General features: G+C 46.4%; 25 protein-coding genes. 7 read left to right on the forward strand and 18 right to left on the reverse strand.

The window, feature by feature from the left end:
• Positions 1–92 precede the first annotated feature (92 nt).
• Positions 93–359 carry a type II toxin-antitoxin system RelE family toxin gene (locus RT717_RS06825; RefSeq protein ID WP_152000233.1) on the reverse strand — a complete coding sequence of 89 codons (267 nt, stop codon included), beginning with the start codon at positions 357–359 and terminating at the stop codon, positions 93–95.
• Positions 356–559 carry a hypothetical protein gene (locus tag RT717_RS06830; protein ID WP_317490992.1) on the reverse strand — a complete coding sequence of 68 codons (204 nt, stop codon included), beginning with the start codon at positions 557–559 and terminating at the stop codon, positions 356–358. Before RT717_RS06830 ends, RT717_RS06825 begins: the two co-directional genes overlap by 4 nt.
• A gap of 336 nt (positions 560–895) precedes the next feature.
• On the opposite strand from RT717_RS06830, the gene RT717_RS06835 reads away from it, so the two are divergent.
• Positions 896–1,084: a DUF433 domain-containing protein gene (locus RT717_RS06835; protein WP_317490993.1), complete on the forward strand. Its 189-nt coding sequence runs from the start codon at positions 896–898 to the stop codon at positions 1,082–1,084.
• A 41-nt stretch (positions 1,085–1,125) separates the two neighbouring features.
• On the opposite strand, the gene RT717_RS06840 is transcribed toward RT717_RS06835, so the two are convergent.
• The 5 genes from RT717_RS06840 to RT717_RS06860 form a co-directional block, all read right to left on the reverse strand.
• Entirely contained in the window at positions 1,126–4,347 is a 3,222-nt protein-coding gene (locus tag RT717_RS06840) for an error-prone DNA polymerase (RefSeq protein WP_317490994.1), read from the reverse strand.
• Positions 4,348–4,560: 213 nt separating this feature from the next.
• Positions 4,561–6,060: a Y-family DNA polymerase gene (locus tag RT717_RS06845; protein ID WP_317490995.1), complete on the reverse strand. Its 1,500-nt coding sequence runs from the start codon at positions 6,058–6,060 to the stop codon at positions 4,561–4,563.
• Positions 6,061–6,063: 3 nt separating this feature from the next.
• Complete coding sequence (locus RT717_RS06850; RefSeq protein ID WP_317490996.1) at positions 6,064–6,795, reverse strand: ImuA family protein; 732 nt, start codon at positions 6,793–6,795, stop codon at positions 6,064–6,066.
• A gap of 158 nt (positions 6,796–6,953) precedes the next feature.
• Positions 6,954–8,006: a uroporphyrinogen decarboxylase family protein gene (locus RT717_RS06855; RefSeq protein WP_317490997.1), complete on the reverse strand. Its 1,053-nt coding sequence runs from the start codon at positions 8,004–8,006 to the stop codon at positions 6,954–6,956.
• 101 nt (positions 8,007–8,107) lie between these two features.
• Entirely contained in the window at positions 8,108–8,593 is a 486-nt protein-coding gene (locus RT717_RS06860; RefSeq protein WP_317490998.1) for a DinB family protein, read from the reverse strand.
• A 172-nt stretch (positions 8,594–8,765) separates the two neighbouring features.
• Between RT717_RS06860 and RT717_RS06865 the strand changes: the two genes are divergently transcribed.
• The 4 genes from RT717_RS06865 to RT717_RS06880 all read left to right on the forward strand — a co-directional run bounded on the left by RT717_RS06865 (position 8,766) and on the right by RT717_RS06880 (position 11,909).
• Positions 8,766–8,960: a hypothetical protein gene (locus RT717_RS06865; protein WP_317490999.1), complete on the forward strand. Its 195-nt coding sequence runs from the start codon at positions 8,766–8,768 to the stop codon at positions 8,958–8,960.
• Between the two features lie 139 nt (positions 8,961–9,099).
• Positions 9,100–9,474 (forward strand): hypothetical protein, encoded by a 375-nt coding sequence (locus tag RT717_RS06870; protein ID WP_317491000.1) that lies wholly within the window; start codon positions 9,100–9,102, stop codon positions 9,472–9,474.
• Between the two features lie 10 nt (positions 9,475–9,484).
• On the forward strand, positions 9,485–10,630 hold the full coding sequence (gene purT, locus RT717_RS06875; RefSeq protein WP_317491001.1) for a formate-dependent phosphoribosylglycinamide formyltransferase: 1,146 nt from the start codon (positions 9,485–9,487) through the stop codon (positions 10,628–10,630).
• A 151-nt stretch (positions 10,631–10,781) separates the two neighbouring features.
• Complete coding sequence (locus RT717_RS06880; RefSeq protein WP_317491002.1) at positions 10,782–11,909, forward strand: ThuA domain-containing protein; 1,128 nt, start codon at positions 10,782–10,784, stop codon at positions 11,907–11,909.
• Between the two features lie 221 nt (positions 11,910–12,130).
• Here the strand turns inward: RT717_RS06880 and RT717_RS06885 are convergent, their stop codons facing one another.
• The 5 genes from RT717_RS06885 to RT717_RS06905 form a co-directional block, all read right to left on the reverse strand.
• Complete coding sequence (locus RT717_RS06885; protein WP_317491003.1) at positions 12,131–13,135, reverse strand: DHH family phosphoesterase; 1,005 nt, start codon at positions 13,133–13,135, stop codon at positions 12,131–12,133.
• Positions 13,136–13,288: 153 nt separating this feature from the next.
• Positions 13,289–14,209 (reverse strand): sugar phosphate isomerase/epimerase family protein, encoded by a 921-nt coding sequence (locus RT717_RS06890; protein ID WP_317491004.1) that lies wholly within the window; start codon positions 14,207–14,209, stop codon positions 13,289–13,291.
• Between the two features lie 106 nt (positions 14,210–14,315).
• Positions 14,316–14,657, reverse strand: coding sequence for a type II toxin-antitoxin system RelE/ParE family toxin (locus RT717_RS06895; RefSeq protein ID WP_317491005.1), 342 nt, complete (start codon positions 14,655–14,657; stop codon positions 14,316–14,318).
• Positions 14,635–14,841, reverse strand: coding sequence for a hypothetical protein (locus RT717_RS06900; protein WP_317491006.1), 207 nt, complete (start codon positions 14,839–14,841; stop codon positions 14,635–14,637). Before RT717_RS06900 ends, RT717_RS06895 begins: the two co-directional genes overlap by 23 nt.
• A 215-nt stretch (positions 14,842–15,056) precedes the next feature.
• Entirely contained in the window at positions 15,057–15,776 is a 720-nt protein-coding gene (locus RT717_RS06905; protein WP_317491007.1) for a hypothetical protein, read from the reverse strand.
• A gap of 51 nt (positions 15,777–15,827) precedes the next feature.
• Between RT717_RS06905 and RT717_RS06910 the strand changes: the two genes are divergently transcribed.
• Positions 15,828–16,019, forward strand: coding sequence for a hypothetical protein (locus RT717_RS06910; protein WP_317491008.1), 192 nt, complete (start codon positions 15,828–15,830; stop codon positions 16,017–16,019).
• Between the two features lie 119 nt (positions 16,020–16,138).
• Here RT717_RS06910 and RT717_RS06915 read toward each other — a convergent pair whose 3' ends face one another.
• The 6 genes from RT717_RS06915 to RT717_RS06940 all read right to left on the reverse strand — a co-directional run bounded on the left by RT717_RS06915 (position 16,139) and on the right by RT717_RS06940 (position 18,946).
• Positions 16,139–16,378, reverse strand: coding sequence for a hypothetical protein (locus tag RT717_RS06915; RefSeq protein ID WP_317491009.1), 240 nt, complete (start codon positions 16,376–16,378; stop codon positions 16,139–16,141).
• Positions 16,369–16,566 carry a hypothetical protein gene (locus tag RT717_RS06920; RefSeq protein ID WP_317491010.1) on the reverse strand — a complete coding sequence of 66 codons (198 nt, stop codon included), beginning with the start codon at positions 16,564–16,566 and terminating at the stop codon, positions 16,369–16,371. The genes RT717_RS06915 and RT717_RS06920 overlap by 10 nt, the downstream gene beginning before the upstream one ends.
• Positions 16,567–16,717: 151 nt before the next feature.
• Positions 16,718–16,933 carry a hypothetical protein gene (locus RT717_RS06925; protein WP_317491011.1) on the reverse strand — a complete coding sequence of 72 codons (216 nt, stop codon included), beginning with the start codon at positions 16,931–16,933 and terminating at the stop codon, positions 16,718–16,720.
• Positions 16,934–17,244: 311 nt separating this feature from the next.
• A complete protein-coding gene (locus tag RT717_RS06930) occupies positions 17,245–17,655 on the reverse strand; it encodes a hypothetical protein (protein ID WP_317491012.1) in 411 nt (136 codons plus the stop codon).
• A 67-nt stretch (positions 17,656–17,722) separates the two neighbouring features.
• The gene (locus RT717_RS06935; protein ID WP_317491013.1) at positions 17,723–18,502 is read right to left on the reverse strand and encodes a hypothetical protein; all 780 of its coding nucleotides are present in this window, start codon (positions 18,500–18,502) and stop codon (positions 17,723–17,725) included.
• Between the two features lie 228 nt (positions 18,503–18,730).
• Positions 18,731–18,946, reverse strand: coding sequence for a hypothetical protein (locus RT717_RS06940; protein ID WP_317491014.1), 216 nt, complete (start codon positions 18,944–18,946; stop codon positions 18,731–18,733).
• A gap of 216 nt (positions 18,947–19,162) precedes the next feature.
• Here RT717_RS06940 and RT717_RS06945 point away from each other — a divergent pair, with 216 nt between their 5' ends.
• A complete protein-coding gene (locus RT717_RS06945) occupies positions 19,163–20,347 on the forward strand; it encodes an esterase (RefSeq protein ID WP_317491015.1) in 1,185 nt (394 codons plus the stop codon).
• Positions 20,348–20,520 lie beyond the last annotated feature (173 nt).

A 20,520-nucleotide genomic window follows, 5' to 3' on the forward strand; every position in this document is an offset into this window, starting at 1 on the left:
GCTGGATCACAGATCCTGGGGTAGAGGTTCAGGGTTGCAAATCTGGAACGTCCAGGTAGCAGGTTAAATGTCTTTAAAGCTTTTAAATCACTTTATGGAAACTTTTTGTAGATATCCTTTCGATGAGCCAGTGTTGTTATCAGAGCTACTCCCTTGTCAATATAAAACCCTAGCCTATAATCACCTATTCTGATCCTATAAGCGCTTTTATGCCCCTTCATTTTTTTAGCGCTGGGTATCTGGCTGACAGTCTTTGCTTCAATTATTTCTTTGATGGCACCAGCAACTCCTTCTTTTGATATATTGTCAGGAATTCCTTTAAGCTGCTTTTCAAATGATTTGCTAAACTCCAGATTCACTCCAACCCAAGTTTATTAAGAACTTTGGTTTTGTCTGCAAGTCCACTTTGCTTGTCTTCTTCCATCATCGAAAGCAACACTCTGTCTTCCTGTTCTTCCAGGTCAATAAAGGAAATCCCCTCAATTTTGAGGGTCTTTATGAGTTCTAAAAGTTGCCTTGCACCGGGTAAAGAATCGTTTATTTCTATAAAGTGTCGCATAGTGTAAAAATAGCAAAAATTGATCAGATCGGTTCTTCTTGCTTCAATTATTGTGTCAGACTGAAGTATCACAGGATAAGTTTACTGACTAGTTGAAGTGTCACTTCCATAGAAGAATTATGAGCCTTATTCTTTTTCCATCACCTAAAATTCCTCCCCTCAGGAAATATCGTACCCTGCACCACTTCCGGCTTTAGTGCTTTTTTGATTTGGGAGCAAGGTCGTTCCATCAGGCTCTTTATGGGTTTATTGGCAAGCAGTTTCTTTTTTGTTCGCTAAGTTGCTACAGGATATTGGAAGCATTGCCATATTGAACAGAAAGAAGTATTTTTGACTATGCATTATCAAGATCGCATCATATCAGACTATAAGATACTTTTGGGAAAGCCAGTAATAAAGGGCACAAGAATATCAGTGGAATTAATCTTGAAGAAACTCTCAGAGGGAGCAACTGTGGACGAGCTTGTTAGTGATTACCAGGTACAAAAGGAGGACATTTCTGCAGCTCTGAATTACGTTGCATGATTATCTCATAGACTCCGAGAGAAGTCGTTTCTTAAGATCAATCATCTAAAATTCCTCCCCTCCGGAAAGATTTTCCCCTGCACTACTTCTGGTTTCGGTGATTTCTTGATTTGAGAATAAGGCACGGTCGTTTCATCAGAACGGGACATGGGTTTTAGCGATAGTTCTTGCTTTTGTCTGGCCGTTAGTTGCTGTAGCATTCCTGAAAGATTGAAAAGCCGTTTGGCAATCACATGAATTACTTCGCCTTCTTTTTGCAACTGGCCTTCCACCATCAGCAGCTTCGATTGGATGATCTCTTTTCTGTATTTGTCGAACAGCTTTTTGAAGACCACCAGGTTGGCAGTGCCTGTTTCATCTTCGATGGTAATAAAACAAATGCCGCTGGCAGTGCCGGGCCGCTGTCGTACCAGCACCAGTCCGGCTACTTTCACCAGGTCACGGTCTTTTGCTCCAGTCAGGTTTATGTGCGGAGTGATTCCCAGTCGTGTTAGCTGCTCTCTCAAAAAACTCACCGGGTGGGCTTTGATAGACAGAGAAGTGGAGGCGTAATCCTGGATCACATGTTCGGACAGTTGCATTTCAGGCAGGTCAACCTTTTGCTCGTGCTCATTTTGTTGTTGCGAACTGAACAAGGCTTTGTGCAGGTGGTCTTTGGTGGAAACTTCCCACAAAGCCTGACGCCGGTCAAGTCCTATCGATCGGAAGGCGTCGGCATCGGCCAGTCGTTCCAGGGCGCTTTCTGACAGGCCCAACTCCCGCAGTTCATGTACGCTGGTGTACGCTTGTTCCCGGCCAGCCACCAGGAGCTGGATGTCTTCCTCTTTCAGTCCTTTTACCTGTCGAAATCCAAGACGTAAAGCACAAAATTCACCCTCCTTTTCTTCCAGCGTATAATCCCATTCCGAATGATTAATATCGAGTTGCCGCACTTTAACACCATGGTTTCTGGCATCGGTGATAAGTTGCGCCGGCTGGTAGAAGCCCATCGGTAAACTATTGAGAATGGCACAGGCAAACACATCAGGGTAATAGCATTTGAGCCAGGAAGAAACGTAAACCAACAGGGCAAAGCTGACCGCATGACTTTCGGGAAATCCATAGCTACCAAAGCCTTCCAGTTGTTTGAACACCCTCTCGGCATATTCCCGGCTATATCCTTTTGCAGTCATGCCATTGACCAGTTTGTCATGGAAATAAGATACCTTGCCCTTGGCCTTGAAGGTAGCCATGCTTCGCCGCAACTCATCGGCCTCTGCCGGGGTAAAGTTGGCCGCCACTATGGCAATTTTCATGGCCTGCTCCTGGAAAAGGGGTACACCCAATGTTCGGCCAAGGATTTCTTTTAGCTCTTCGGATGGGTACTCCACTTTCTCTTCACCATTGCGCCTTCGCAGGTAAGGGTGCACCATGTCTCCCTGAATTGGCCCGGGGCGTACAATGGCTACTTCTATCACCAGATCGTAGAACTCTTTAGGCCTTAACCTTGGCAGCATCGACATCTGCGCCCGGCTTTCTATCTGAAACACGCCGATGGTATCGGCATGGCAGATCATTTCATAGACTTTAGGATCATCCTGAGGGATATTGGCCAGGGTGAAATCCTTTCCATAGTGTTGCTTAGCCAAATCAAATGCCTTGCGGATGCAGGTGAGCATGCCCAAAGCGAGTATATCAATTTTCAGAAAGCCTAAAGCTTCGATATCGTCTTTGTTCCACTCAATATTGGTGCGGTCTTCCATCCGGGCATTCAGCACCGGACACAAGTCGGACAGCTTGCCTTCAGTAATCACAAATCCACCTGTATGTTGCCCTAGCTGCCGTGGGAAGCCAATGTATTGCTGGGTAAGCTCGAGCACTTTTTTAATAGTCGGGTCATCGGGGTTGATGCCCTGGCTAATGATACGGTTTTTGTCGAAACCTTCGTCTTTGAAGTCCCAAATGAGGCTGGACAAACGGGTAATGGTATCGACCGATAGCCCCATTACTTTGCCAACATCCCGGATGGCACCTTTGTGATGCAACTGGGTGACCGTAGCCACCACAGCGGCTCTGTCCCTTCCGTATTTGTTGTAGATATACTGCATTACTTCCTCCCGTCGTTCGTGTTCAAAGTCCACATCGATATCCGGCGGCTCGTTGCGGGCAGCAGAAATGAAGCGTTCAAACAGCAGGTTGAATTTAGACGGATCTACTGAGGTAATGCCCAGACAGTAACAGACGGTAGAGTTGGCAGCAGAACCACGACCCTGACAAAGGATTTGCTGCTCTCTGGCATAGCGCACGATATCGTAAACGGTGAGGAAATACTCTGCATAATTCATCTGGTCAATGAATTTCAGTTCATAGTTGATATTGCCTTCGACCTTTGCGGGTATTCCCTCGGGAAACATTTGATGGGCTCCTTTCCAGGTAAGGTAGGTAAGCTCCTCCTGTGGTGTGCGGCCCTCGCTGGTGATCTCTTTCGGATATTTGTATTTAAGTTCATCAAGTGAAAAAGTGCATTTTTCTGCAATGACCTGGGTTTGTTTGATAGCCTCTGGATAGGCCCTGAATAATCTGAGCATTTCATCGGCTGGCTTGAGATAGCGCTCCGCATTAGGATAAAGCCGAAAGCCAGCTTCTTGTATTGTGCATTTTTCCCGTGCACAGGTCACCACGTCCTGAAGCTCCCTTCTTGCAGGGTGATGATAATGCACATCGTTAGTGGCAACCATTGGGATATTAAGCTTCTTTGAGAGTTGATTGAGTCGGTGAAGCAACTTGAGGTCGTTGCCATCGTAGGGCCTGCTGGCCGCAAGGTGAAGGCGGGCACCTAAAGCTTCCCTGTATTCCTCTAGTTGTGATTTGAAAACCGGGTCAAAATCAAATGCTTCATTCAATTGCAGAGGAGGGATGGCTACCAGCTCCAGGCCTGCTGCATGTTCATATAAGTCCTTTTTATAAAGCTCACATTGCCCTTTTTCGGTTCTCAGGTTGCCTTTGGTAAGTAAAGCGGATAAACCTGCATAGGCATGAATGTCTGTAGGGAAAGCCAGCAAGCTGGGGCCATCCTGCAGGTCGAGGCGGCAGGCAGGGATGATGCGAATAGCAAGACCTCTGGTGGCGGTGTGGGCCCGAACGATGCCTGCCAGGGTATTTCGGTCCGTAATGGTGATGGCAGAGTAGCCATATTGGACAGCCTGCTTCACTAACTCCTCTGGATGAGAGGCTCCCCTGAGAAAGCTGAAGTTAGAAGTGACTTGTAGTTCGGTGTAGGGCATTGTTTTTATCAGTTCCTTATCCTGGAATCAGCTCTGAAATTCTTCGTTTTACCCCGACCCTGAGCCGCACGCCCCCTGAAGGGAGCCGAAGAATTTCGCAGCTGCTTCAATTTTGCGTCAAAGAGCCTTTTGTTAAGGGTTTAAAGAATGACTAAATTTCATTGAGCTTCCCTCCCTTCAGGGTTGGGGTAAAGGAAGCTTGAAAATATGTTTTCAAGCAAAGAACCCATGCACATACCACTGGAAGCTTTCGTCGTCGTAGTGCCCTGACCGGAAGATCCAGAATCTGTGCCCTTCTTTGTCTTCTATCCTGTAATAGTCCCGGTGCTGGCCCTGCTGCAGCCACCATTCCTGCTCGATTCGCTCAGGGCCATCCGCTCTGGCCACTTCATGCACCTTGCCTTTGTAGCGGAAAAGCATAGGAGGATAATCAGGGATTGGCGCACTTACCTCAATTCTTTCCGGTCTGCTCAATAGCTGGAGAGGCCGAAGCTTATCCACTCTCCATAGGGTGGTTGCTTTTTCTTGCAGCGAAAGGGCAGGCCTAAATGACCTTTCGGGCCAATAATGCTCGTCGGGGAGGTAGCGCTGGACAGACTTTGCCCCGAATTTACCGGCCAGCTTATCCACCAGCTCCGACAGCCGCATATCGTCCAGTCCGCCAGCTTCTTCCCACAACTGTTCTTGCTCAGGCATAAGCTCTTCTACTTTAGGAGCTTCCAGAATGAATAACTCAATACCCAATGCAGGCTCAAACGTCGATATCTTGACCTCAAAGAGCTTAAAAAGATGATTGACATGATGGGTTGGCCTGCTGGTGCCGATATCTAGTTGAACAACCTTTCCATCCACCCGGTAGCCTTTGAATACTGCCGTTCTTAGCCCTTTCTGTTCCTGTCTTAGTCGGTGGCAGAGGGTTTCCAGTAGTCGCTCCAGTGCGATCTCTATGCCTTTAGCAGTAACGATAGGCTCCAGACAAGGAAGTCGTTCCTGGTAGGGCTCCACAGGTTTTATAGGCTCCATCCTTTCCTCTAAGGCACCAGTTGCCTGGTCGATACGCAGCAGCATTTGTGCCCCAAACCGCCTTCGGAGAGTGGCACGTGGCATGCTTATGAATTGATGCAGTTGATGTAAACCCAGTTTGTGTAGTCGTTCAAGGGCTTCGGGCTCCAGCCGGAGAGCCTCCGGGGGTAAGCCCATAAGTGCTTCATGGTGTTTTCCGCTTTCTATGATGCCCGACCCACGACTGTACCTGGCGATAGCCCATGCTGCTCCGATGGTGCCAGCCATGGCCGCCCTCACCCGGTAGCCATGGGTTTCGAGCTTCTGCTCAATGTCAGTTACATAATTTGCATCTCCTCCCCAAAGATGGGAGCATCCTGAGGCATCAAGTAAAAGTCCATCCGGTGGATCGATAGCCACATTGGGGGCATAGCGAATGCTCCATTCGCCCAGGCGCCTGAGTAGTTTGAGTATAAGCTCCGGCTGATCATCCAGTGCTACTACAGAAGGTACTGCCGCTCTGGCATCGGCGAGCACCATGCCATCACTGATGCCTTTGGCCCTGGCGATAGCATTCGAAGCTGAAATCACCATTCTGCCGTGGGAAGGGGTTCGCAAAACGAACGGGATCTTTCTCAGCTCTGGCCGACGGAGAGAGAACCAGTCCGTGGTAAGGTAACGGAACCATATAGAAACAAATCTTTTGCCCATGGTTCACCCTGCTTTGCGTTCTTCCGGTTCAAAATGATGTAGTGCTTTCTCAGCTACGGTTTTCAGTTGGCCTTCCAGCCATTTCACATCCCAGGCACCCGGCTTGCCATTTCGCACACGTTGCAACTCCACTCTCCATTGTGGGTATCCCACACCGGGAAGGTCGTCAACAACCTCGCCGGGCAGAGAGGCTATTTTCCATCGGGATACACAAGCTGTTGTTGTTAATTTTTGACTGAAAGGCCGGATCACAAAACCAGTGACACAGCTTTCCTCTACCGCTAGCTGCAACCTGCGGGAGGAGGTGAAGTCCAGGGTGGGCATTTCACCCACAACGGCAGTAACAGAAGTGCATTTCAAACCTTCTTCCACTGCCCACCATACATCTTTTTCTTTTTTCAGGTCAATGAAAATGAATCGTTCAGGAGAGATGCCGAAACTTTTTAGTGCAGGAGGGAAGAGTGTTCGGGAGGTGCTGATCCATAAAGCTATTCCATTAACACCTGTAACATTGCTTAGGAGAGAAGCGACAAAGCCGCTGGTGGCTGCAATGTCTTCTTCACCTGCAGGAAGAAATTCGTGGATGGCACCCAATGGGAATACGCCATTAGGAAAAGCAGCATCCATCAGGCCAAGATTCAGCCGGGCGGTGGTGTTGCCTTGCGACTTGAACCCTTGCAGCCGGAGAATATCCGATTGTAAAGAGGAAAGAATGTCAGCCCTACTCTGTTGCATGGTGTCCCATTCGGGATTTGAAAGCTAATTATTTTAGCTATCAAAGCTAATGATAACTAAAATAATTAGCAAAATAACAAGAGAGAAGTTGCAAGAATTTTCAGCTGGAGATCAGTAAATTATTTGGTGATCTGCCTTCATAGTGAAAAGTGCTAAAGCTATACCTTGTACTGGTGAGCAATGTCAACAGCCAGCCTGACCTGCTTCCAGTCTATTTCTCCCAAAAGTGCGCATTCTGCACCCAGAACGAATCCTTCCGGGATATTTTGCATCACTGCATTTACTTCAGAAGTAAGATTCTCTGCACTTGCCGTTGAAATAGCCCCTCTTTTTTCCAATCCACCAAAAATGGGACGGTTAAACTGTCGGTGAATGTCCCCTGGAGTTAATATTTCATTATTCACTTTCAAGCTACAGTTCACCAGCTGACCTGGATAGTCCAGAAAGGGGCTAAGGTCATTATAGTCCCCTACATAGTCGCAAATATGCAGGACATTGCAAGAGCAAGCGGCATTGATTTCATTCATTACTATCAAGTCATAGGGCTTGATATAGTCATTGAAAATAGTAGGGTCTTGAAAACGAAACCCTTCTCCGCCTTGCGTAGAAGCAAGAAATCCATCAACTCCTAATTTAATGCACTCACGGGCAAAGAGAAGCGTGCTTTCAGTAATGATATCCATTCCCTTCTTCACACTTTCCGGGTCTTGCTTGAGGTGCTCGGTGAGTAGTTCACCAGTAACAGAATGCCCGGCGCTCATGAAAGGAGAGTAAAGGGTAGCGATCACCGGGGCATGTTTTTTACCTTCCTTTACCAGTTCCTTCACTACGTACAATTGATCCTCGTAAAAGTCTTTGCCATAAAACGGCATATTGGCCCAGTCTTCAGGCTTCTGTATACTGGTCAAATGAGGGAATTCAGACTCATATTGAATTTTCACAAAATCCATGTCAATAGCATGGAAGTATTCCATGTGCTTCTTCACTGCAGCATCGCCAGATTTGAAACCCTCCCCAAAATGCACGAAAAAACCGCATGGGATATACCCGTTGTTTTTCCCCGTGGCAATTAAATTGAAAACAGCTTCCCGCTTATTGACAGTGGAGCCCGAGGTACAGGCAGGTAAAATCCAACTGCTTGCCAATGCGGTGGCAGATAAGGCTCCAATGGATTGTAGAAACTTTCGGCGGTCAATTGATGAGTAAGACATGGTAGGTGATTATTTTTTAGTCAAATAATAATACAAAATACCAAGTCAACTTGAAAGCAGGAATACGCCAGGTGCCAGCGTATACCCTGCAATAGTATTGATTATTTCTTTTCCCTCAGAAAAGCGAGCTGCCCCAAATGGTTGGCTAAGTGAGCTGTCCGGTTCATCACCAGGTTTAGCTTGTTTCTGTGCGGCTCTTTGGTAAAGTCTTCTTCAGTCACAGCAGTATGTCTGGTAAACCAATCGTCGGCTGAAAACTTTTCAAATGCTGCGGAAAGCGCTGAGTTTACTTTATTCCAGGCTTCTCTTAATTCTGGAATAGGTGTGTTCTGACCTGACTTGTCTGGCGTTCTTACGTAGGGCTCGTAGAGTTCAGGGAACAGCTTATCCCCAGCACCAAGTAAAGGAAGCATGTTGTCATGAACTGCCGCCAGGTGGCCGAGCAGGTAGGTGCCTGTATTTCTGTTGGGCGCTACTTCTGAAGCGATTTGTTCATCGCTCAGACTGTCGAAAAGTTTGTTGGTGCGATCCACGTAGACGTTCCAGGCGTCCAGGGCCATTTTGATAAAAAGTTCTTGTTGGTTCATTGGGATGTATGTTTTATACAAAGTAAAAACTGATGATTGATAAGGAAGAAGTGGGGGTGAAAAGTTCGTGAAACGAGGTTATTACTTTATTTTCTGTTGGGCTTGAGTATCAAACTTTAAGTCTGGTAAATGTCTTAAACATTGTATTGTAGAATTCTCGTTATATTTGAGTATGAATGAGGTGACATCCTATAAGCATATAAGCGAAAAGAAAATTGGGCCAGAATCGGAGCGCTTATCTGACGAAACTGCTTTGGCAAGAGTACTTGATCTGATGGATTTTTATGCTGCTTTAAAGGCCGCCAATGAAGACTTGAAAGATGACTCCTCAGACATCCTATGGATTGAACTAAAAGAAGCCAAATGATTTCTAATGAAATCAGAGAGTCACTCCAGCACACTTGCTCTGCTCTAAACAAACATGGTGTTGAATACATGCTGATTGGCGGAATTGCCGTTGGCTTCTATGGGTATCAAAGGCCTTCTGGTGTGCCGGAATATGGCATGTGGAAACAAGACCTGATCTCGATTTTTGGTACAATCCAATTGTTAAAAACTACTATAGATTACTTGTTGCCCTTAAGGAAATGGGGAAAGATACTTCCAGACTTGAGAACGAAGTTTTTGACCGTTACAAGACCTATTTAAGGATTCAGTACTCAACTTTTAAAACCGAGTTTCTTCCGCCAATGAAAGGTTTGGATTCATTTGATAAGTGTTATAAAAGGGCCAAGATCATAGACTTTGATGGATACAAATTATCGATAATTGGGTTCTCTGACCTCATGAAAAATAAAGAAGCAGTGAATCGTGAGATAGATCGAAGCGATATCGCTGAGCTCAAGAGAATAAGAAAGTCAAAAGAGGAAGACGATAAATAGAACACCCCTCATGAAAAAAATACTCCTTCTCGGCTCTGGAGAACTCGGAAAAGAATTTGTGATCAGTGCCAAAAGACTGGGCTGCCATGTGGTAGCCTGCGATAGCTATACGGGTGCGCCAGCCATGCAGGTGGCCGATGAAAGCGAGGTTTTTAGCATGCTTGATGCAGCGAAGCTGAGAGAAGCTGTCGAGCGACACCAGCCAGACCTTATCGTGCCGGAAATCGAGGCCATCCGTACCGAGGTGCTGGTGGAAATGGAAAAGGAAGGCAGAAACGTAGTGCCCAGTGCCAGGGCTGTGAACATGACGATGAACCGTGACCGCATCCGTGACCTGGCAGTAGACCTCGGCGTTCGTACGGCTCGATTCGCTTATGCTGAATCTGCGGAGCAGCTCATGGGGGAGGCCAAAGCCATCGGCTTTCCCGTGGTGATCAAGCCGGTAATGAGCAGCAGCGGAAAGGGGCAGAGTGTAGCCCAAACAGCTGATGATATCCAAAACAGCTGGGAATATGCCTGTGCTGGCATGCGGGGCGACCGCCAGAGGGTGATTGTGGAGGAGTTTATCAAGTTTGACTATGAGATCACGCTGCTTACCGTAAAACAGAAGAATGGCCCGACGCTCTTCTGCGACCCCATTGGCCATGTGCAGGAGCGGGGCGACTACCAGTACAGCTGGCAACCCCAGCCCATGATAGATAAATTCCGACAAGACGCTGAAACAATGGCAAAAGCAGTCACTGACGATTTGGGTGGCGTAGGCATCTTTGGTGTGGAATTTTTTGTCACCAAAGACGAAGTGATTTTCAGCGAGCTGAGCCCACGGCCTCACGACACCGGCATGGTGACGCTGGTCAGCCAAAACCTCAGCGAGTTCGATTTACATGCCAGGGCCATTCTTGGCTTGCCGATTCCTAATATTACAGTAACCGAAGGCGCCAGTGCCGTGGTGCTAGCCGCAAAAGATGGTGTATCACCCACCTACACCGGGGTGGAAGCAGCGATGGCTGAGCCCGATGTTGACGTGCGGATTTTCGGTAAGCCCACTACCAGACCTTACCGTCGCATGGCGGTGGTATTGGCGAAAGGAGAGAATGCGGTGGAAAGAGCCAGAGCCGCTGCTGCAAAAATAAAGGTGGTTACAAAAGGGATTTGATTGTATCCTGCCGGGCAGTAGTCTCCCGCTTGCGATTTGATCCTGTCGGTTTTTATCTCAAAACTCCTGTGAACGGCAGTGGAGTGTTCGGGGAAAAGTGCTACTTTAAACGTTCCAATTTTCTTTGTCGCATTCCCTAAACTATCTGAAGATGAAATTTGCTCGTTATGCTTTTGCGCTTGTTATTCTTTTCTTGTGCGCTAAATGTAAAACCACCACAGAGCCTGGTCAGGCAGAACAAACGAAAGAGTGGTTGACCTTTGAAGGCCGGGCAGACATGCCAAATATAGTCCTGGTTTCCGGCGACGAGGAGTACCGTTCGGAGGAAGCTTTGCCTCAATTGGCGAAAATTCTTTCTTCACGCCACGGGTTCAATTGCACCGTGCTTTTTGCACAGGATCCGAATATACCGGGCATAGTCAATCCCAATTATGTGCGCAATATACCCGGGTTGGAGGCCCTTGAAACTGCTGATCTGATGGTTATTTTCACCCGGTTTCGTGCTTTGCCGGATCAGCAAATGCAGTACATCGATAATTATCTAAAAAGGGGGAAGCCAGTGATTGGGATGAGAACGGCTACTCATGCATTCAATTTTGCGGCAGGAGACTCGACCTCGAACTGGAAGCGCTATGGAAATAACTACAACGCCGAAGATGAATGGCAGGGTGGATTTGGCCGCCTTGTGCTTGGAGAAAAATGGATTTCGCACCATGGCAACCATAAAAATCAAAGTACCCGTGGGGTGGTAGCAGCAGGTGCTGAGGGGCATCCCATTCTTAATGGCATCGGGGAAGGAGAGATATGGGGGCCAACGGATGTATATGGCGTACGGTTGCCTTTGCCGGGTGATTCACAACCTATCGTGATGGGGCAGGTGATCAATAGGGCAGGTGAGTATACAGAGGATGATGTTCTATACGGCATGCGCTTTACAGACAATGAGGTAGCTGGCGTTGAGGTGGAAAAAGACAAAGAAGGGAACGAAAAAGCAATCACCAAAAACGATCCAATGATGCCTGTAGCATGGATAAAAAGCTACCAGATTTCAGGGGGGCAGCAGGGAAAAGTATTTACCACTACGATGGGTGCGGCCACAGACCTTTTGACGGAGGGCACCCGCCGGATGATGGTCAACAGCGTTTTTTGGAGCCTTGGTCTCCCAGTTCCTGAAAAAGCCAATGTAGATACAGTGGGAGTTTATCAACCCAGTCAGTTCGGTTTTCACGACGACCAGTATTGGTTGGACAAAAACTTGAGTGTGAAATCGCTGCAATAACCCTGGCGATGTAGGTTCGGTGCGTTGAGATGGATGCACTCAGAGTCTCTCGCAGAAGACTCCAATGCTATTAGGTTAAGAGCATTTTACCCTTAAGGCCTAAAGGGCTCAGCTAATGACAATTCACTCGCCCTTCAGGGTCAGGGGTAAAAATAGAATTGGTACAAGGAACCTCTTAACTTAATAGCATTGCAGAGGATCTTGAAGGAAGTATGTTTTGGCTATTGAATTGAGAAGTACGTTGGAATTAAATCTTTGATTTTGGCGAGGGTTTCGTTGACCGACAATTCACTCATCCCGCCGGCGGCGTTGGCGTGCCCACCTCCATTGAAATGGTCTGAGGCCAACACGTTCACTGGGTTTTCTTTCCCTTTGGAACGGAACGATATTTTCATGATGCCGTCACGCTCAGTAAACACAATAGCGGCTTTCATGCCTTTGATAGATAAGGCAAGGTTGGCAAGGCTGTCAGTATCTCCCTTTTTATAATTGTATTTCGCAAGCTCTTCTTTTGTCAGAGAAATGACAGAGACCTGATAGTCTTCCATGATTTCCAGCTTTTCGGCCATAGCATAGCCTTGCAGGCGCAACCGGCTTGCCGTATTGTTATCGTTGAGCATCTCGTGTACCAGGTGATGTTGCACGCCTGCTGCTAAAAGTTTCGCCAGTATTTCGTGAGTGCGGGGCTGCACGGACGAAAACCGAAAGCTACCGGTATCTGTCAGGATGCCGAGGTAAAGTGGAGTGCCTATTTTTTCGTCGAGCAATTCACCATGGCCCGATTGCTCTATGAGCTCAACGATCAGCTGTGAGGTAGAGGAAGCGGAGGTCTCCGAAACAACAATGCTGGGAAAATCTTGCGGATGCAAGTGGTGATCAATCATGATCTTTTGGCAAGTAGCGGACTCCAGCAGGTTTTGCATGTCGGGGCCTACCCGATCGGTGCTATTGTAGTCCAGGCAAAAGAGTAGGTCAGCTTTTTGAAAGGCTTCTGTTACTTTCTCTGGCTTGTCGCTCATGAGTACAATGCAGGAGGTATCCAACCAATATAAAAAATCGGGTGATGCATCTGGGTGACAAATGACAGCCTTTTTGCCCAGCTTTTCTATAAAATACAATAGCCCCAGCGAGCAACCTACCGAATCTCCATCGGCAGATTTGTGGGAGGTGATAACGATAGAAGAAGCGGCAAGTATTTCGGCTTCAATTTGTTGGTAAACATTCATTGTGTGGAGCTCTTGCTAAGACGGTTTCATTTTTCCGTTCTTAATGATTTGATGGCATTTCGTTGAGGGAAGAAAAATAGAAAAGCCAACCTTTTCGGCTGGCTTTTCACTTTCACTCAGAGTCTCTCGAAGAGGACTCGAGTTGGTCATAACTTATTTGAATCCGATTTCAGCCAAACCTTTGTGACTGATGTTGATAGCCTCAAAAGGTGGTAATCCAAAAGTGGCATCCTGCTCTACCAGGTAGAACTCCATACCTGACTGAGCCTTGGCTGCCAATATTTTCTTAAAGTCGATGCTGCCGGTGCCTACAGGAGCAAAATTGCCTTCAGCATTCATATCTTTCACGTGCCATGCTTTGAAACGGCCTGGGTATTTTTCGAAGTAAGCCAGCGGGTCAGCGCCTGCTTTGGCTACCCAGAAAAGATCCATTTGGAAGTTCACAACATCAGCGCTGCAATTTTCCAGCAGGTAATCGATCAGTACAGTACCGTCCTCCCCTGGCATAAATTCAAAATTGTGGTTGTGATACAACAACTGAAGCCCGGCTGCCTTACATTTTTCGCCCAGTGTATCCAGAATTTTAGCAATGTCGGCAGGTGTGCCTTTCATGCCCATGGTCATTGTTTCTCTGTTGAAAGTAAACATGCCCATCGGCGGAACCGGGATTACAAAGTACTGGATACCGGCAGCTTTGCAGTCAGCGATCAGCTGATCAGCGTTTTCCATGGTCACCATGCCCATGTGAGCACTTTTGGCGGTGAGACCAAGGGTGGCAAGGTAAGCTTTGAAATCAGCGGGAGTCATGCCATAGAACTTGCCCTCTTCATAGTTGGCTGCTTCCACGTAGGCGTAGCCAGCGTCCGCTACTACCTGAAGGGTGGCCTTAGGATCGGTAGCCATGGAGTCACGCACGGTGTAAAGAGCAAGTCCGCCAAACTCAGTCGGCATTGTCTCCACCATAGCAGTCGAGTCTGCAGATTCTTCGGTTGAGTTGGTTTTGGTGCTGCAGGCAGAGAAGCCAAGGACTATGGCCAGCAGCAGTGTAAAGCTTAATTGTAAGTTACTTTTCATGATAGATTCAGTGTTTAATGCGTCAAAGTTACGCAACTTCAGGGGAAATGGAATATTTATGTTGCTAGTTAGTGCTTATTCGAATTTGCAACAGTTGCTCTAAGTTTTACTGAATCAGATTGAGTAGTGTTTGCAAATCCTTATCAGTGATCGTTTCTTGATCTGATTTATCATAGATGGAAAGTAGGTACACTACGTGACTAGATACGTGAACTACATGAGTTATTAGTCTTGCTCCGCCGGATTTACCCTTACCTTTTGATTTAATAGCTAGCCGTATTTTGTAGCAATCATTCCCAATGGAAGTGCCAATTTGAGGGTTTTCCGAAAGCTGACGACCGAGTTCGGCTAATTCTCCTTTAAGAGATGGATATTTTCTAATGAGCTTTTTCGCCTCTTTACGAAAAGGCGCTATGGTCTCAATTTTATAACTCACTGAGGAACTCACTGAGGGGTTGCGCCTTCTTCTTACCGGCTTTGACCAGATTCACTTCCTCTACTGCCTCCTTAAGCCCCTCCAGTACTTCTGCCTTATAAGGGGTGAGTGGCTTGGCTTTAACGAATGAAAAGTTCTTTAGCACTTCCAAAACGAATGCAGCCTTGTCGTCTTTTATATCCAGAATTACCTTCATAGAAACATTGATTTGGCCGGTCGGCTGCTCAAATATACGAAATAGATGTTCCTCTTCGGAATATTTTGGCGGTTGCAAGCGCATATATAGGTGCCCGGGGTGCTACAACCACCGACGATAGTGATTTATGCCTCACTTAGCTTTCACTCAGAGTCTCTCGCAGAGGACTCTGAGAAGGGCAGGAATTTCACCCCGGAAAGTTCACGTCGTTATTCCTATTGCACCAGCCATTCATTTTGCTCTTCAATAATCATGGACAGGCAGGCAGCTGCCATTTTCAGCTTTTGATCAGCTGGCAAATCAGACGATATCCAGACATTTCGCTTGGGAGTAGCCTGCACGGCACCAATTTCAACGTCTCCCTTGTAGATAGCAAAACCTACCCAAAGAGTGAAAGGAGCTACCCTGCCGTTGTCCATTCTCTTTACAGGCACCAGTTTGTATTCCTCAGTATCTGTTTTGATAGCCCCGGTGAAAACGCCGTTGGCCACAGAGGCCGCCAGTCCCCACGTAAGTGTGTCGGCGCTGGAAGTAATGAGTGCCGTGACGTTCTGCGAGCCTTGCGACATGGTAATGTTGGGGAACCAGGAGTTTTGTGAGCTTTGCACCAGTCCGTCTTTCGACATGTTGACGACGGCGGTGTCGCCTGCACTATTGATCATCGTGAAAGCCAGCTGCTGGCTGGAAGAAGAAATAGTGCCCTGCATATTGCTTCTGCTATTGGTAGTAAGCCAGCCGGCTTTGGAAGACACAATTTTGTATTCATCAAAGTAGTAATAGGGCACCGCTTTCATTCCTTTATACTTGACTTGCTGAGGGGTGGCCTTGGCGCTTAGCGAGGGGTCGATCTGCATGATCATCTGGGCATTCACTACTGACAGTGATGCCATGGAAATAACGGCTGTAACGACGATTTTAGTGAGAAAAGTTCTCATGACAATGTTTAGGTAAGAAGTGAGGAACAATGAATTAATTTTGGAGCGAATATGGGAGATAATTGGGGAATTATTGACGGCTGGTGGCAAGATATTTTCTACCGTTTGGCAGGTATTCCCGCAGCTTATGTTCACCACGGCAGGGATACCATCCCAGGCTGGCAAAATGCTGCAAAGTTTCAGGTGGCGCCTCCTCCTGCCGAAGAGGGGTGGTATCCCTCGCTTCCGAAACGATTTGTGTAGCGGCGAGACGCCGAAATTAGAAGCCTCACAAGCCTGTGCGGCCCGGCGGCCGCTTGCGAGATGAGAGGGTTATAATCTACCTGGATTCTTCATATTTGCCCAGACTCGTAAAATATTGATCACCTTATCATCAAACGTGTAGAAAATAGTAGTGTGTTCTGAATGCTGATACTCCTTGGTTCCTGGTTTCCTAATTGAGTCCTTCTGTTGATACGGAGCTTCTTTGATATGCTTAGACACGCTTCCAGTCGGGTAAAAAAATGATGAATCTCTTTCTCAGTCCAATTCTCCTCCAGGTATTCGATGATTTCATCCAGGCCCTCATTGGCTTCATCTGACCAAACGATCTCTAAAGCCATTTCTCGTATTTCTTTTTCACTTCACTATGCGGAGTGACTTTGCCTTCTTTTACCTGCTGTAATGCCCGATCCAATGAAGCCGATAACTTCGCCTCCCTTTCGAGAAACATTTCAATATTACTCAACTCATGCTCACTTAATTGCATGACTCGCTCTATTAAATGGTATTTTCTTGCTTCAATTTCCATGCCCACAAATTAACAATTTCTTGCTACATTCTTATCTATTTAAAATAGATGATATTGGTCGGCCTGTTGCTGGTTCGAGCGTCTCGCTCAGAGTTTCAAATCTACCCTTCGCTGCTTCGAACTTGCAGCCGAAATCCTATCACAACACAATTCAACCCCCATCTCCCCTCCGAATAAGCGCCCAGCCCAGTGATCCGGTGGTGGCGATCATCACAAGTAGCATGGCCAGGATGCCCCAGGAAAAGTCGGCCTGGGCAGTAGCGATTTGATACCCCCAATAACCGCTAACACCAATGCCTCCAAAGGCTATCAGGATACAGCCAAGGCCATAGTAGATAGCAAACTCACTTCGACTCTTTTGAGACATACGCTGGTTGTTTATTAACAATCATTCTTGCCAGGAACCGGCATTACAGCATCTGTAATACTTTCGCAACATAATCTCGGCAAATTGCTCCAAAAGCTACCAGCGTTGAACGCAATTAATTATTTGCAACTCCACAGTCATTGCCCTGAAAATAGCCAGGTATTTTAAGGTGCCGGTGGAGGAGATATTTATGTTGGTGGAGGAAGGTTAGTGCAGGACACAATGGGCGAGCTGGTAGCTTAAGGAGTGAAACCCGCAAGCCTTTGTGGCCCGGTTCGTTGATTGCTAAACTTGCGGGAGTTAATTGTTTGTTAATTAAGATTTTGAGGGCAACTGTAGTCGAGAACTATCAAGGTGTCTAGATTCAAACGCCTAACAAATAGGTTTAAGCTGCCCGCTTTCTTGCCAAGAGTATCTCCCACCTGAATGAAATCATAGGTTTTTGCGGTTTCGAAAATTAAGAGCTCACTGTCAATTGTGTCTTGCTTATTTGAGAGCTTAAATTTTCTAAGCTTTCTGGGAGTTAGGTATTTTTCAACAATGACTCCCTCGATCAGCATTTCGGAAGCAATTGAATCTTCCATGCAAGCTCTCCGGTCAAGTCGATTTTCTTGATCATAAAGCATTAATTTTCTCATTTGTGGCAGAACTAAAAAGTACATTAACGGAAGAGCAATAACCATCTGGGAAAACCTATTCGATAATATTTTCTTTATGTTCATTTTGTTGAAAAGTTAAATTGACTTTACTATTTGATCCTTTTCTGCTGCAAGTTTGGCGATAGAGTTGTTAGAAATCTCTCCCACACCCACATTCTACAATATATCCCGGCTTGTAGAAATTCATAAATGAGGCAACTGCCTCTAGTGTTTTTTGATACTTGAAGTTTAAGGTCTTTTTTATAATGCCACTATACTTAAGAAAATCAGGTTCTTGTTTTGTATGAATTATGTCATCCCGAAAGTCTCTGAGATTCCATATTAGATTATTTGTGGGAGTGGGCCTTGAAAAGAATGACTTGCCGGTGCATTCCGGTAATATTTCGGTCACCTTGGTCTTAAAATCTATAGCCTTTTGAATATCACTTTTTGAAAATGTTCTTGTCTCTGCCCTCACAATTTTTCTAAAAGTATATTTGTCAGGGATAATTTGATTGGTAAAGGATTCAAGAGAAGTGAAAAGAAATATCAGAAAACCGGTAGTCAGGCCATAATAATTGTATATCTCATGAATTGGAGGGTCAATTGGTTTTCCTGAGAATTCGATCTTTTCCAGTAGTGTTTTTTTTAAGTTTTTTATTTTGGCGACACTAAGTTGAGCATTATTGAAATAGATTAACGATGGATCAGGAATCGGTAGCACAACATGTTTTCCGTCCACCGTATGAAGGAACCCTGGGAAATATTCACCCTGATCGGTTTCTAGAAACATAGGAGTACCTTTTTTCTCCTTTAGGAATGCTGACTCAAAAACTAGGTCATCTCGCAGAGTCAAGTACTCAATTCCTGGTTGATTTAAGTTGATTTTTGGAAGTTCCTGATAAAGGAACCTCCTTTTAATATGTTTCATTTGCAGTACTTTTAATAAAAAAAAACCTGAATCTACCCCAAGTTTAGCATCACCCTAACTTGTGGCGTCCTTCCTTAAAGCTTTCAGCTTCCTTTCACCCCATCAACCCCACTACCTCAGTTATGTAAGGCTAAAGATGTTGTACAGCAATTCTCGAAAGTAAGCTTTATCTAATTTTTTATCCTTCGCTGCTTCGAACTTGTAGCTGGAGTTCTTTCACAGCACAAGCTAACCACCATCACCCCTCCGAATAAGCACATAGCCCAGCGATCCGGTGGTGGCGATCATCGCAAGCAGCATGGCCAGGATGCCCCAGGAAAAGTCGGCCTGGTCGGTGGCAATTTGATAGCTCAAGTAACCGCTAACACCAATGCCTCCGAAGGCTATCAGGACACAGCCAAGGCCATAGTAGATAGCAAACTCACTTCGACTCTTTTGAGACATACGCTGGTTGTTTATTAACAATCATTCTTGCCAGGAACCGGCATTACAGCATCTGTAATACTTTCGCAACATAATCTCGGCAAATTGCTCCAAAAGCTACCAGCGTTGAACGCAATTAATTATTTGCAACTCCACAAACAAATTGTGTTGTATCGACACAATGAATCCATTACATTTATGTATAGACTACGATCCCGATACTTAAACTACATACCAATGAAGAAACAATTACGCAACAGGAAAGCCTGGAGCTTTCTACTTGTGCTGGGCTTATCTCTTGGCCTTGCTCCTACAATGTCGGCACAGTTTCGCCGCAACCCGGTGGTGTCACCGGAAATCCACACCGACAATAAAGTCACCTTCAGGGTGTACGCACCCAAAGCCAACGAAATTACGCTTTCTGGCGACTGGATGGGTTTTGGCAAAACCGAGCCGTTGGTAAAAGGCGACACCGGCCTTTGGGCAGTTACCATTGGCCCGCTGGAGCCTGAGTTGTATGGTTACAACTTTACCGTCGATGGCGTTTACACCCTCGATGCCTCTAATGCTTTGGTGAAGCGGGACGGTGTGCGCAACATCAGTTTCTTCATGATCAAAGGCAAGGGATCCGACCTGTACGAACCCAAGCACGGTGCCAAGGGTATGGTGTCGAAGGTTTGGTATGACTCGCCAACACTTGGCCTCACCCGCCGCATGTATGTGTATACCCCGCCGGGATACGAAAACAGCAAGGACAGCTATCCCGTGTTTTACCTGCTGCACGGCGGCGGTGGCGATGAAGATGCGTGGAATGAGCTGGGGCTGACGCCCACCATTATGGATAACCTGATCAACTCAGGCCAGGCCAAACCGATGATTGTGGTGATGACCAATGGCAACCCCGACCAAACAGCGGCTGGCATTGAAGCACCGGCCAAACTTCCTTCGCAAACCAACGAAGGTGGCATGGGCATGGCCAACAAGAAATTTGAAGGCAGTCTGGTAAAGGATGTTATCCCTTATATCGAAAGCCACTATCGGACAAAGAAAGGCAAAGAAAACAGGGCGCTGTCTGGCCTTAGTATGGGAGGCTGGCAAACGCTCAATACTACGTTCGACAATCCTGAATTGTTCGACTACATCTGCGTGATGAGCATGGGCTTTGTGAAGGACAGTCCTTTCGGCCTGCCTGCCAATGGAGAAGGCCGTGGTAAGGACATTGATGCACTGAAGAAAGCCGACCCAAAAGTGTACTGGATTGCCTGTGGCAAAGACGATTTTCTTTACGACAGCGTAGTGAACCTCAGGAATACGCTCGATGAGCATGGCTTCAAATACAAATATGTAGAGAGCACTGGCGGCCACACCTGGACCAACTGGCGCATTTACCTGTCGCAGTTTGCGCCGGTGCTGTTTAAGTAGGAACTGGTTTTCACTCGATTTATGGTTTCAGGTCTGCTCTTTGGGGCAGGCCTTTTTTTGTTTCCCTGGAATGCAGTTTTCATTTGAATCCCTTACACCGCATTTGGCGAAGTATGAATTTCTTCAATATTATTTGACATTAATAAAAGATATATTATTATTGTTTATCAATA

This window comes from Imperialibacter roseus (genome assembly GCF_032999765.1).
In the GTDB taxonomy this organism is placed as follows: domain Bacteria; phylum Bacteroidota; class Bacteroidia; order Cytophagales; family Cyclobacteriaceae; genus Imperialibacter; species Imperialibacter roseus.

Coding starts and splice junctions, on each gene's coding strand:
- RT717_RS06830 (WP_317490992.1), bottom strand. CDS start 559: ATGCGACACTTTATAGAAATAAACGATTCTTTACCCGGTGCAAGGCAA.
- RT717_RS06835 (WP_317490993.1), top strand. CDS start 896: ATGCATTATCAAGATCGCATCATATCAGACTATAAGATACTTTTGGGA.
- RT717_RS06840 (WP_317490994.1), bottom strand. CDS start 4,347: ATGCCCTACACCGAACTACAAGTCACTTCTAACTTCAGCTTTCTCAGG.
- RT717_RS06845 (WP_317490995.1), bottom strand. CDS start 6,060: ATGGGCAAAAGATTTGTTTCTATATGGTTCCGTTACCTTACCACGGAC.
- RT717_RS06850 (WP_317490996.1), bottom strand. CDS start 6,795: ATGCAACAGAGTAGGGCTGACATTCTTTCCTCTTTACAATCGGATATT.
- RT717_RS06855 (WP_317490997.1), bottom strand. CDS start 8,006: ATGTCTTACTCATCAATTGACCGCCGAAAGTTTCTACAATCCATTGGA.
- RT717_RS06860 (WP_317490998.1), bottom strand. CDS start 8,593: ATGAACCAACAAGAACTTTTTATCAAAATGGCCCTGGACGCCTGGAAC.
- RT717_RS06865 (WP_317490999.1), top strand. CDS start 8,766: ATGAATGAGGTGACATCCTATAAGCATATAAGCGAAAAGAAAATTGGG.
- purT (WP_317491001.1), top strand. CDS start 9,485: ATGAAAAAAATACTCCTTCTCGGCTCTGGAGAACTCGGAAAAGAATTT.
- RT717_RS06880 (WP_317491002.1), top strand. CDS start 10,782: ATGAAATTTGCTCGTTATGCTTTTGCGCTTGTTATTCTTTTCTTGTGC.
- RT717_RS06885 (WP_317491003.1), bottom strand. CDS start 13,135: ATGAATGTTTACCAACAAATTGAAGCCGAAATACTTGCCGCTTCTTCT.
- RT717_RS06890 (WP_317491004.1), bottom strand. CDS start 14,209: ATGAAAAGTAACTTACAATTAAGCTTTACACTGCTGCTGGCCATAGTC.
- RT717_RS06900 (WP_317491006.1), bottom strand. CDS start 14,841: ATGAAGGTAATTCTGGATATAAAAGACGACAAGGCTGCATTCGTTTTG.
- RT717_RS06905 (WP_317491007.1), bottom strand. CDS start 15,776: ATGAGAACTTTTCTCACTAAAATCGTCGTTACAGCCGTTATTTCCATG.
- RT717_RS06910 (WP_317491008.1), top strand. CDS start 15,828: ATGGGAGATAATTGGGGAATTATTGACGGCTGGTGGCAAGATATTTTC.
- RT717_RS06915 (WP_317491009.1), bottom strand. CDS start 16,378: ATGGCTTTAGAGATCGTTTGGTCAGATGAAGCCAATGAGGGCCTGGAT.
- RT717_RS06920 (WP_317491010.1), bottom strand. CDS start 16,566: ATGGAAATTGAAGCAAGAAAATACCATTTAATAGAGCGAGTCATGCAA.
- RT717_RS06925 (WP_317491011.1), bottom strand. CDS start 16,933: ATGTCTCAAAAGAGTCGAAGTGAGTTTGCTATCTACTATGGCCTTGGC.
- RT717_RS06930 (WP_317491012.1), bottom strand. CDS start 17,655: ATGAACATAAAGAAAATATTATCGAATAGGTTTTCCCAGATGGTTATT.
- RT717_RS06935 (WP_317491013.1), bottom strand. CDS start 18,502: ATGAAACATATTAAAAGGAGGTTCCTTTATCAGGAACTTCCAAAAATC.
- RT717_RS06940 (WP_317491014.1), bottom strand. CDS start 18,946: ATGTCTCAAAAGAGTCGAAGTGAGTTTGCTATCTACTATGGCCTTGGC.
- RT717_RS06945 (WP_317491015.1), top strand. CDS start 19,163: ATGAAGAAACAATTACGCAACAGGAAAGCCTGGAGCTTTCTACTTGTG.